General features: G+C 43.6%; 7 protein-coding genes. 6 read left to right on the top strand and 1 reads right to left on the bottom strand.

Annotated elements, in window-relative coordinates:
• Position 1: 1 nt before the first annotated feature.
• Positions 2-412 carry an energy transducer TonB gene (locus FK178_RS10350; RefSeq protein WP_146834536.1) on the bottom strand — a complete coding sequence of 137 codons (411 nt, stop codon included), beginning with the start codon at positions 410-412 and terminating at the stop codon, positions 2-4.
• Between the two features lie 137 nt (positions 413-549).
• On the opposite strand from FK178_RS10350, the gene FK178_RS10345 reads away from it, so the two are divergent.
• The 6 genes from FK178_RS10345 to FK178_RS10320 all read left to right on the top strand — a co-directional run bounded on the left by FK178_RS10345 (position 550) and on the right by FK178_RS10320 (position 12274).
• The gene (locus FK178_RS10345; RefSeq protein ID WP_146834533.1) at positions 550-2844 is read left to right on the top strand and encodes an NADP-dependent malic enzyme; all 2295 of its coding nucleotides are present in this window, start codon (positions 550-552) and stop codon (positions 2842-2844) included.
• Positions 2845-2920: 76 nt separating this feature from the next.
• Positions 2921-3505 (top strand): Holliday junction branch migration protein RuvA, encoded by a 585-nt coding sequence (ruvA, locus tag FK178_RS10340; RefSeq protein ID WP_146834530.1) that lies wholly within the window; start codon positions 2921-2923, stop codon positions 3503-3505.
• A gap of 16 nt (positions 3506-3521) precedes the next feature.
• On the top strand, positions 3522-10670 hold the full coding sequence (sov, locus tag FK178_RS10335; protein ID WP_449371683.1) for a T9SS outer membrane translocon Sov/SprA: 7149 nt from the start codon (positions 3522-3524) through the stop codon (positions 10668-10670).
• A 62-nt stretch (positions 10671-10732) separates the two neighbouring features.
• The gene (gene gcvH, locus FK178_RS10330) at positions 10733-11113 is read left to right on the top strand and encodes a glycine cleavage system protein GcvH (protein ID WP_146834527.1); all 381 of its coding nucleotides are present in this window, start codon (positions 10733-10735) and stop codon (positions 11111-11113) included.
• On the top strand, positions 11103-11507 hold the full coding sequence (locus tag FK178_RS10325; RefSeq protein ID WP_240793815.1) for a VanZ family protein: 405 nt from the start codon (positions 11103-11105) through the stop codon (positions 11505-11507). Before gcvH ends, FK178_RS10325 begins: the two co-directional genes overlap by 11 nt.
• Before the next feature lie 44 nt (positions 11508-11551).
• Positions 11552-12274: an energy transducer TonB gene (locus FK178_RS10320; RefSeq protein ID WP_146834524.1), complete on the top strand. Its 723-nt coding sequence runs from the start codon at positions 11552-11554 to the stop codon at positions 12272-12274.
• Positions 12275-12403: the final 129 nt, after the last annotated feature.

Raw genomic sequence — 12403 nt, 5'->3', positions numbered from 1 at the left:
GCTAAAATACAATCAAATTAAAGCTTACAGGTACGGTATGCCTCATTTTTACCTTTTTACCATTTTTTGTGGCTGCCTCCTTTATTTTAAGTTTTTTAAGGATCCTTTCGGTCTCTTTGGTAAGCTTTTTATCATAAGATCGTACCTGTATATTTTCCACTTTACCGGTCTCAGAGATCTCAAATTGTGCATAGGCCTTCGTGCCAATGCCGCTATTTAAATTTACTACCTTCATTGTTGTGGAAATATGGGTCTTCAGGTTGTTTTCAAAACACACTTTAGGATCTTCTTCCTCACAATCTCCAATTACCGGTGCATTATCTACTTCAGTGAGGGTGTAGGTTTCGGTTTGTGCCTGAAGGTTGGAACAGATAAAAAGGCAGAGAGACAGCAGGAGGAATTTTATTTTCATTTCTAATGTAATTTTAATAAATATAATCTTTCTGTTTTAATTGAAAAAAATAACCCGGGCATTAATAGTTTCTTGTTTTTTTTATTGTTTCCCATGGAAGCTTATTACCTTTGTGTACTAGCCAAATTATCTATTTCATGAGTAAAGACAGTAAAAGACGGGAAGCCCTTATATATCACGCGAAACCAAAACCGGGAAAAATTGAAGTTGTTCCAACAAAAAAATATTCCACCCAAAGGGATCTTGCCCTGGCTTATTCCCCGGGAGTAGCGGCTCCCTGTCTTGAAATTCAGAAAGATAAAGATAACGCCTATAAATATACAGCAAAGGGGAACCTTGTTGCTGTGATCTCCAACGGTACAGCAGTGCTGGGACTGGGAGATATTGGGCCTGAAGCTTCAAAACCTGTGATGGAAGGCAAGGGTTTGCTTTTCAAGATCTTCGCAGATATTGATGTTTTTGATATTGAAGTAGATACCAAGGATATTGATGCCTTTATAGCCACCGTAAAGAATATTGCTCCCACGTTTGGAGGTATTAACCTGGAAGATATTAAAGCTCCCGAGGCTTTTGAGATTGAAAGAAGGTTAAAGGAAGAGCTGGATATTCCGGTAATGCATGACGATCAACATGGTACAGCCATCATATCGGCAGCTGCTTTACTTAATGCGCTTGAGCTCGCAAAGAAAAGAATAGATAAAGTAAAAATAGTGATTAGCGGTGCCGGTGCGGCAGCCGTATCCTGTACCAAATTGTACAAGGCTTTTGGTGCCAAAGCCGAGAATATCGTGATGCTGGACAGCAAAGGGGTTATCCGGGCAGACAGGTCAAACCTTTCGGTTGAAAAGCTGGAATTTGCCACCAAAAGAAAAATAGATACGCTTCAGGAAGCAATGAAGGATGCCGATGTTTTCGTGGGGTTATCTATTAAAGATATTGTAGATGTGCCCATGATCAAAAGCATGGCCAAGAGGCCAATTGTTTTTGCAATGGCCAATCCCGATCCTGAAATTGAGTATAATCTTGCCGTTTCTGCCCGTAAAGACATTATTATGGCTACCGGGCGAAGTGATCATCCCAACCAGGTGAACAACGTGCTTGGATTTCCCTTTATTTTCAGGGGTGCACTGGATGTAAGGGCTACAAAGATCAATGAAGAAATGAAAATGGCAGCCGTTAAAGCCCTTGCCAAGCTTGCCAAAGATCCGGTGCCGGAGCAGGTGAATATCGCCTATGGAGAAACCAAACTTCAGTTTGGCCCCGAATATATTATTCCCAAACCTTTTGACCCCAGGCTTATCTCCCGGGTCCCTCCAGCGGTAGCCCGTGCTGCCATGGAAAGCGGGGTGGCCCGCTATCCTATTACAGACTGGGCCCGTTATGAAGAGGAACTTATGGAAAGAATGGGAAATGACAATAAGATCTCCCGCCTCTTAATGAACCGTGCCAAGACAGATCCCAAGCGAATTGTGTATGCTGAAGCAGATCATCTTGATGTGCTTAAAGCCGCACAGATTGTTCAGGAAGAAGGAATCGGGATCCCTATTCTGCTTGGTAACAGGAAGCTCATTCTTGAATTAATGCGGGAGATAGATTTTGATCCTTCCAAGGCTACCATTATAGACCCTCAGTCTAAAGATGAAACTGCAAAAAGGAATATTTATGTAGATGCATACTGGCAAACCCGTGCAAGAAATGGAATCACCAAATTTGATGCTGAAAAATTAATGCGGGAACGCAATTACTTTGGAGCTATGATGGTAAATGAAGGTGATGCAGATGCTTTGTTATCCGGGTACTCCAGGGCTTATCCTACCGTGGTAAAACCTATGCTGGAATTAATAGGAATGGCAAAAGGTATAGACAGGATTGCCGCCACCAATTTAATGAACACCAAAAGAGGTCCGCTTTTTATAAGTGATACTTCCATAAATATTGATCCTTCCGCGAAAGATCTGGCCAAAATTGCGCTTATGACAGCAAGAACCGTTAGGCTTTTTGGATTGGAACCTGTAATAGGAATGATCTCCTACGCCAATTTTGGATCCTCAAAACATCCAAACGCTAAAAAAGTGAAGGAAGCTGTAGGCTTATTGCATAAGGCTTCGCCAGATCTTAAAGTAGACGGGGAGCTGCAAATAGATTTTGCCCTGAACAATGAGATGTTACAAAGCAAATTCCCCTTCTCCAAATTGGTAGGTAAAAAGGTGAACACCCTTATTTATCCCAACCTGGAAGCTGCCAATGGAACTTATAAGTTATTAAAGGAGTTGAATAAATCTGACTCTATTGGCCCCATTTTAATGGGAATGAAGCGGCCGGTTCACATCTTTCAATTAGGGGCCAGTGTGGAAGAAATGGTAAACATGTCTGCAGTGGCAGTAATAGATGCACAGGAAAAAGAAAAACGGGCGGGACAGGTTAAAAAATAAGGTTTTTCCGTTAAAACTAAGGCCTTGGGACTTTGGTTAATTTTAGTACATTTGAGTACTAACTTTCAAAACACCTATGATTTATCATTTGAAAGGGAGAATGGTTGAAATAAACCCCACCTACGTTGTTATAGATTGCAACGGTGTGGGGTATATGGTTCATATCTCCCTCCATACTTTTTCTTTGCTCAATGATGCGGGCGAGGCAATTGAACTATACACACATTTACAGGTAAAAGAGGATTCCCACAGCCTTTTTGGTTTTAGGGAAAAATCTGAAAGAGATCTTTTTCGTTTATTGATATCGGTCTCCGGCGTGGGAGCAAGTACCGCCCGTACTATGCTTTCCTCTATTGAACCTAAAAATATTATGGAAGCCATTGCGAGTGGTGATGCCGCAACCGTACAACGGATAAAAGGGATAGGAGCCAAAACTGCTCAACGCGTAATTTTAGAGCTCAAAGACAAGGTATTGAAAGTATTTGGGGAAGGGGAAGTTTTTACTTCTCAAAACAATACAAATAAGGAAGAAGCGTTATCAGCATTAGAGACTTTAGGTTTTGCACGCAAACCGGCAGAGAAAGTTGTAGAGAAGATCCTGAAGCAAACCACAGACCCTACCGTGGAAACTATTATCAAGCTGGCTTTAAAGAATTTATAATTTCATTTTATTACCATTGAGGAATTATTACTTGAAATTGTTTCGGTATTTTGTCTTTTGTTTTTTATGGTTAACTGTTTTCTCATCAAATTTATTTGCACAGGATCCGGTCACCGCTCAGGACACTACCCGTACGGGTTATGCTACGGGCACCCTTACCTTGCCAAATCCCGGCAGTATAATTTCAGCCTATGAATATGATCCTATCCTTGATCGCTACATCTACACCCAGCGTTTAGGCAGGTATGACCTCACCGTTCCCCTTGTTTTAACCCCTGAAGAATACCAGCAACTTGTTCTTGAAGAAGAAATAAGGAATTATTTCCGTTTAAAAAATAATGCTATTGCCGGCAACAGGGAAGGAGACCCGGAAGTACAACAAGACCTTTTGCCCAGCTATTATGTGAATTCCGGTTTTTTTGAAAGTATATTCGGAGGGCAGGAAATTGAAGTGGTTCCCCAGGGAAGTGTTGCCATGGATCTTGGTTTATTGTACACAAAGCAGGACAATCCCGCTTTTTCCCCGCGAAACCGAAGCAATCTTACCTTTGATTTTGACCAGCGCATACAACTTAGCCTGCTGGGCCAGGTGGGAACAAGGTTACAGGTGCTTGCCAATTATGACACCGAATCTACATTTGATTTTCAAAACCAGCTAAGGTTGGCCTATACGCCCACAGAGGATGATATTGTTCAAAAAATAGAGATCGGGAACGTAAATATGCCACTGAACAGTGCGTTGATACAGGGGGCACAAAGCCTTTTTGGTTTCAAGACAGAGCTGCAGTTTGGGAAAACGCGTATCACCGGGGTTTTTTCTGAACAAAAATCTGAACGTCGCACCGTAAACGTTGAAGGCGGTGCAACCATCGAGGAGTTTGAACGTTTTGCCATAGATTATGACCAGGACCGCCACTTTTTCCTGGCGCATTACTTCAGGGATAAGTATGATGAAGCCCTGGAAAACTATCCTTTCATAAATTCCAATGTGCAAATACAGCGCATTCAGGTTTGGGTTACAAACCGCACCAATAATATTCAGAATTTAAATGATACCCGTAATATTGTAGGTATTCAGGATCTGGGGGAAACCAACATTCCCGGTAACATAGGCCTTGAAAATGTTCCCGGCGGGTTCTTTAACAGGCCCCCTTCAGCCTATCCTGATAATGCCAATAATGACCTGAACCCCTTTGGGATTACAGGCGCAGCCGAATCTATTCTTACCCCCGCAATTCGTGATATTTCTACCGTGCAAAGCGGTTTTGGCGGGCTCACAGTCGCAGAAGGCATAGACTACGCGAAACTTGAAAATGCACGGCAGTTACGGCCAAATGAATATACGCTTAATACAAGGCTGGGTTATATTTCCCTTAATCAACGGTTGAGCAATGATGAGGTGCTTGCAGTTGCCTATCAATATACCATAAACGGGCAGGTCTACCAGGTGGGAGAATTTGCCAATGACGGGGTAGATGCGAATATTACCTCCGGGAATGGAGACGGGGTAAGGGTGAACCAGAACCTGGTGGTGAAATTATTGAAGAGTACGGTCACCAATGTGAACGAACCCATCTGGGACCTCATGATGAAAAATATTTATGCGCTGGGGGCATTTCAGCTGGAAAGGGATGATTTCCGGCTGAATATTCTTTATACAGATCCGCAGCCCCTGAACTATATTACCCCTGTAGAAGGTGCCAACGTCCCGCTGCCCCAAGATGTTGCAGAGACCACGCTGCTGCGGGTATTTAATCTGGACCGGTTGAATTTTACCAATGACCCCGTTGTGGGGGGTGACGGTTTCTTTGATTATGTACCGGGAATTACCATAGATCCGCAGAACGGGCTTGTGATCTTTACCACCGTAGAACCTTTTGGAAAACACCTTTTTGAAAAGCTTGATAACACCCCGAACAGCGGGCCTGAAAATTATAACCTTCCTGAAACCTATAATGCCAATCAGGAAAAATATGTTTTCCGCTCCCTTTACCGCACCACCAAGATACAGGCCGAGCAGGAGGATGCCGATAAGAATAAATTTCAGCTTAAAGGAAGGTATAAATCCAGCCAGGTTGAAGGGATCCCCATTGGGTTTAACCTTCCGCAGGGATCGGTAACAGTTACAGCCGGGGGCCGTGTGCTTCAGGAAGGGGTAGATTATGTGGTAAATTACCAGATGGGTAGGGTGCAGATCATTGATGATGCCCTGCTTGCTTCCAATATTCCTATCCAGGTTTCTACTGAAAATAATGCCCTTTTTGGTCAGCAGGCCAAAAGATTCATGGGGGTCGCTGTTGAACACATGTTCAATGAAAATTTCCTTGTAGGGGGTACCTTCCTTAGTTTAAAAGAGAGGCCGCTTACCCAAAAGGCGAATTATGGTTATGAGCCGGTAAACAATTCCATTTACGGCCTTAATGCTATTTACAATAAAGAGGTGCCATTTCTTACCCGCCTGGTAAACAGGTTGCCGAATATAGATACAGATGTGGTTTCCAATTTTTCGGTACGGGGGGAATTTGCGTATTTGCAACCCGGCGCGCCCAATGTGAACGATTTTGACCAGAAGGCCACCACATATATTGACGATTTTGAAGCTTCGCAAACCACCATATCTGTAAACAATCCATTGGGATGGGAATTATCCAGCGCGCCTCTTGGTTTTGGGGGAGAGCTCGCCAACGGAGATCTTGCCTCCGGTTACAAGCGTGCAAAACTTTCCTGGTACACCATAGATCCTATCTTTTACAGCAGCCGCAGGCCAGATGGAATTTCAGAAGCAGACCTTTCAGGCTATGCCTCGAGACGTGTTTTTCTCAATGAGATATTTCCAAATACCGATGTGATCCAGGGGCAACCCCAGGTGATCTATACCATGGATGTTGCCTACTTCCCGGGAGAACGCGGGCCTTACAATTTTAATCCTGCCGCTGCAGGAGGCAATAATCTTCCTAACCCCCGCCAGAATTTTGGGGGAATGTCGCGGGCTATCAATTCTACCAATTTTGAACAATCCAACGTGGAGTTCATAGAATTCTGGCTTATGGACCCGTTCATATATCCCGAAAACGCGAACAATAATGGCGGTACCATCACCTTTAACCTGGGAAATATTTCTGAAGATGTTCTAAAGGACGGGCGAAAACAATATGAGAACGGATTGCCAGTAGACGGCAGTTCATTAAATACGGTGAGCACTCCCTTCGGAAGGGTTCCTGCAAACCAGTCGCTTATCTATGCATTTGACAGTGACGGGGAAGCACGCCGAAACCAGGATGTGGGATATGACGGATTAGGTGATGCTGAAGAAGCCCTACAATTCCCGAATTTTTCCAATCTGCCAGATCCTTCCGGCGATAATTATGAATATTTCCTGAACCGAACGGGGAATGTGGTTGAAAGATATAAAAATTACAACGGGATAGACGGCAACTCACCACCCGAGGTAGGCAATACCAACAGGGGAAATTCCACGCTACCCACCACAGAGGACCTTAACCGGGACAATACTATGAATACCATAGACAGCTATTTTGAATATGATATTAAGCTGTTTCCCGGGATGAATATAGATAACAACCGGTATATAACCGATGTAAAGGAAGTGAACGCCCCGCTTCCAAACGGGCAGGAAATTCCCGTGAGATGGGTGCAGTTCAAGGTGCCAATATTTGAACCCACAAATAGTAAGGGAGGAATAGCCGATTTCAGGTCTATTCGTTTTATGAGGATGTTCCTAAATGATTTCCAGGAAAGCACAATTCTTAGGTTTGGGACCATGGAACTGGTGCGTGGCGATTACCGCCGGTACAACAGGAGCTTAAATCCTGCCACCCCAAGACAGCCGGTTAATAATGAGGGAACATTATTCGAGGTATCTGCGGTTAATATTGAAGAAAATGAAAACCGCCAGCCCGTTCCCTATGTACTGCCTCCGGGAGTGGTAAGAGAAGAGCTATTTAATAACAATACCAACATAAGGCAAAATGAGCAATCGCTATCCCTAAGGGTGTGCGGACTGGAGCCTCAGGATTCCCGCGCGGTTTACAAGAATTTCCAGGTAGATATGCGGCAGTACAAAAACCTTGAAATGTTCCTGCACGCGGAATCCCTTGTTAATGAGATCGCCCTGAAAGACGGGCAGCTGGTTGCCTTTATAAGAATGGGAACAGATTTTACCGATAATTACTATCAAATAGAGATCCCGCTTACCGCTACTTCGTTTGGTGCCGCAACAGCCGATGAGGTCTGGCCTGCATCCAACAGGTTGTTGTTGCCTCTGGAGGTATTACAACGCGTGAAAACCGCAGTTTTAGGAGACCCATCTTTAAGGTCTACAGAGATCAATTATTTTGATGAAGACCTAAATCCTGCCAATGCCGAGGATCCTTATGAAATTGGACGTTTGCGCATAGGGATAAAAGGAAATCCAAGTTTTGGAAATATCAGGCTTTTAATGCTGGGCCTTAAGAACGGCAGTTCCCTGAACAGCGCGGCCGATATTTGTGGTGAAGTATGGTTCAACGAACTCAGGCTTTCTGAACTTGATAATGAAGGCGGCTGGGCAGCTATCCTTAATATGGATGCCAATATTGCCGATTTTGCTTCGGTTTCGGCTACGGGACGAAAAAGCACCATAGGCTTTGGGAACCTGGAGCAGGGGCCAAACCAGCGCAGCAGGGAAGACCACCAGCAGTATGATGTGGTTACAAATATCAATATGGGTCAGCTTCTGCCTGCCACCTGGGGAGTACAGGTGCCCTTCAACTACAGCAGGGGAGAAGAACTTATTACCCCGAAATTCGACCAGGAATTCCTGGATCTTGAACTGGAAAACAGGCTGGATGCCATTGAAGATCCGGTTGAAAGGGACAGGGTAAAAGAACAATCACAAATTTACACCAAACGCCAGAGTGTGAATGTAATTGGGTTGCGCAAGGACCGCACTGGTGATCGTAAACCTATGCCTTATGATATTGAAAATTTTGCTTTTACCGGTTCCTATAACCAGGTAGATCACCGGGATTTTGAAATAGAGGAAGCGCTTAGCCAGAATGTAAGGGTGGGAGCAACCTATGATTATAGTTTTGCACCAAAGGTCATAGAGCCGTTTAAAAATATCGCAGTGCTGGACAGCAGCGAGTATTATGCCCTGGTGAAGGATTTTAATTTTAATCCGCTGCCCACAAACATTACTTTGAATTCCAATATTTTCAGGCAGTACAATGAACAGAAATTCCGGGAGATCTCGTTAAGTGAGAACGACATAGGGATCCCAACCTTGTACCAGCGCAATTTTATGTTTGAATGGCAATACCGCGTTAATTACAATTTGACCAAATCTTTGCAGTTCAGTTTCAATGCCAGTAATAACCGCCTGGTGAGAAATTATATAGATGAGAATAATATAGCCGATAATACTATCGGTATATGGGATGATTTCTTTGAGATTGGAGATCCCAATCAGCATTTCCAGACCCTGCAGTTAAATTATGAGCTGCCTTTTAGTAAGATCCCGGTGTTGAGGTTTGTAAAAACCACGTATTCCTATACGGGAGATTTCCAATGGCAAAGGGGCTCTGAAGTATTTAAAACCCTGGAAGGGATCCCGGACCTTGGAAACTCTGTTCAAAACGCAAGGATCCACCAGGTGAATGCGAATATGGACATGCAAACCCTGTATAAATATTTGGGATTGGTGCCCAGAAAGGCCACCCCCACCACCGTACAGCAAAGAAGCGCCGCCGTTCCAACCCTAACCCCCAACGGGGCTCAAAAACCTGCCCAGGAACCTGCGCTTAGTTCAGCAGATAAAACCTATAACACCTTTATAGGCCTTGCAACCGCTATCCAGAGATTACAGGTGACCTACAGGCAAAATGAAGGGATATTTTTGCCGGGCTATACACCAAGTATTGGATTTATGGGAACGCTGCGGCCAACTACAGGATTCACCTTCGGGCTTCAGGAAGATGTACGGCAACTGGCAGCGCGCCGGGGCTGGTTAACACTTTTTCAGGAATTCAATCAGCAATACACCGCGGTTAAGAATCAGCAACTGGATATGCAGGCTTCTTTAATGCTTATCCCAGATATGACTATAGACCTGAATGCAAACAGGATCTATTCTGAAACCTATTCAGAGAATTACAGGGTTAACCCGGGGAGTTTGGATTATCAATCCCTGAATCCTTACACTTTCGGAAATTTCACCATCTCAACGATCATGTTAAGAACGGCCTTTGCTTCAAGCAACGCGGCTTTTTCTGAGACCTTTGAGACCTTCCGCGATAACAGGATCGAAATTGCCCGCAGGCTGGCTGCTGAAAATGGTTTTGACCCCAATAACACAGATGCCGAAGGTTATCCTATTGGCTATGGCAGGTCCAGCCAGGCAGTGCTTATTGCCGCTTTCCTTTCGGCGTACACCGGTACCAGCGCATCGGGCGTTAAGATGGGGGCATTCCGCGATATGCCGCTTCCTAACTGGGATATAAAATATACCGGTTTAATGAGGCTGGACTGGTTTAAAAAGAACTTCAGAAGGTTCTCCCTTAACCACGGCTACAGGTCCGGATACACCATTAACCAATACCAGAGCAATCTTGATTTTGATCCCCTGAACCCATATGAATTCAATCAGGCAAATAATTTCAAGACCAGGCTGTTATTTTCAAATATCAATTTAACCGAATTGTTTAGCCCGCTAATTCGGGTAGATCTGGAAACTACAAATGCCATCAGGGTTCTTGCCGAAATTAAAAAAGACCGTGCCCTTTCCCTGAGCTTTGACAATAATCTTTTGACCGAGGTTAAAGGAAATGAATATGTGCTGGGGCTGGGTTACAGGATCCCCGATCTTAGGATCACCACCAACATTGCGGGCAGGCAAAGGATCCTGAGCAGCGACCTTAATTTTAAGGCCGATTTTGCCTACCGCAAGAATATAAATATTATAAGGTACCTCGATCTTGAGAACAGCCAGGTAATAGCAGGGCAGGACCTTTGGGCTATAAATTTCACGGCAGATTATGCCCTGTCAAAAAACCTTACAGCATTGATATATTATGACCATACTTTCTCAGAATATGCCGTGTCAACGGCGTTTCCCCAAACCACTATTCGATCCGGGGTTACCCTGAGATATAATTTTGGAAATTAAATCAATGCAGTTGTAGCAAACCCAATAAAAAATTAACTTTGTCTCTATAAAAAACCAATCTTATGAATGTTCCGCAAGAATTAAAATACACCAAAGATCACGAATGGGTGAGAATTGAAGGCGATATCGCTACAGTAGGAGTTACAGATTTTGCCCAGGGTGAATTAGGTGATATAGTATATGTTGAGGTAGAAACAGTTGGAGAAACCCTTGAGAAAGAAGAGGTTTTTGGAACTGTGGAAGCAGTTAAAACAGTGTCCGACCTTTTTTCCCCTCTTTCAGGAGAGATCATTGAGTTCAATGAAAGCCTTGAGGACACGCCTGAAAAAGTAAATTCAGATCCTTACGGAGACGGCTGGATGGTAAAGATCAGGATATCAGATAAGGATCAGGTAGCCGATCTTTTAAGCGCTTCAGACTATAAAGATATTATTGGCGGCTAGAATCATATTGATCATAGCCATTGGCTATACCCTGTTAATTACTACCTTGTCCCTTGTTCAATTGGGCAAGATCTCTGTGGGAAGTTTTAATCCTACAGATAAGATGATGCATGCAGGTGCATATTTTGGGCTGGCCTTTTGCTGGTTCTTCTATCTTTTCATAAAAAAGCAGGAACCTTATAATTTCAGGAAGGGATTTGTTAAAGTTTCTGTGCTTGTAGTGATATTTGGTATATTAATTGAGGTTTTACAGGGAGCTCTTACCACTTACAGGGAACCCGATTGGGCTGATATTGTGGCAAATACTATTGGTGTGATGATCGCATTGGGATTTTTTATTCTCTTCAGGAATTTTCTTAACCATGTAAAACGCCAGATAAGTTCATTTTTATGAAAAATATTTTTACATTAGCAACCTTTATTAATCATTAACGAATTATGGAACCCAAGAAAAATCCAAAAGCCGATTTAACCAAACGAAGTGTGCTCTTCCTGCAGTTGGGTCTTATCCTAGTACTTTTTATTACATGGCAAGCCATTGAATGGAAAACCTATGATAGAGATGCTATAGATACGGGACAGTTAAATCTGGACGACCTTGACGATGAGGAAATCCCGATCACCGAAATACTTAACACGCCTCCACCCCCACCGCCACCACCACCGGCACCGGAGATCATTGAGGTTGTAGAAGATGAAGAAGAGGTTGAAGAGGATGTTATTGAGTCTACAGAAACCACCCAGGATGAGATCATTGAAGTAAGGGAAGTGGTTGAAGCACCTGTAGAAGAAGAAATTGCAGATGTTCCGTTTGCTGTTATTGAAAACGTGCCAATTTTCCCTGGTTGTGAAAGTATGACCAACAATGAGGCCCGTAAAAAATGTATGAGTGAAAAAGTTCAGGATTTTGTAACCCGTAGGTTTAATACAGATCTTGGGAGCCAGTTGGGTCTTACCGGTGTAAACCGTGTGATCGTGGTCTTCAAAATTGACAAAACAGGAGCTATTACAGATGTGCGTGCCCGTGCACCGCACCCAAGACTTGAGCAGGAAGCTGCGAGAGTAATTAATATGCTTCCTAAAATGCAGCCTGGTAAACAACGAGGTAAAGCGGTTGGGGTAAGTTATTCCCTTCCTATCGTATTCCAGGTTCAGGATTAAGCTAAAAAATAAGAATATTATATATTCCCGGATTGCCCTGCAGTCCGGGAATTTTCTTTTCCGGCCATTGCCTGCTGTGAAATAAAAAATTTGGTATCTTTCGGCTATAAGAACCCGGTTAGACTTCTA

The organism is Antarcticibacterium arcticum (assembly GCF_007993795.1).
GTDB classification, from domain to species: Bacteria; Bacteroidota; Bacteroidia; order Flavobacteriales; family Flavobacteriaceae; genus Gillisia; species Gillisia arctica.
Note: the sequence above shows the minus strand (reverse complement) of the source record. Positions and strands in the feature narration are given on the sequence as shown.

Bases quoted from the DNA above. Each gene is read 5' to 3' on its own strand.
- FK178_RS10350 (WP_146834536.1), bottom strand. From the start codon at position 412: ATGAAAATAAAATTCCTCCTGCTGTCTCTCTGCCTTTTTATCTGTTCC.
- FK178_RS10345 (WP_146834533.1), top strand. From the start codon at position 550: ATGAGTAAAGACAGTAAAAGACGGGAAGCCCTTATATATCACGCGAAA.
- ruvA (WP_146834530.1), top strand. From the start codon at position 2,921: ATGATTTATCATTTGAAAGGGAGAATGGTTGAAATAAACCCCACCTAC.
- gcvH (WP_146834527.1), top strand. From the start codon at position 10,733: ATGAATGTTCCGCAAGAATTAAAATACACCAAAGATCACGAATGGGTG.
- FK178_RS10320 (WP_146834524.1), top strand. From the start codon at position 11,552: ATGGAACCCAAGAAAAATCCAAAAGCCGATTTAACCAAACGAAGTGTG.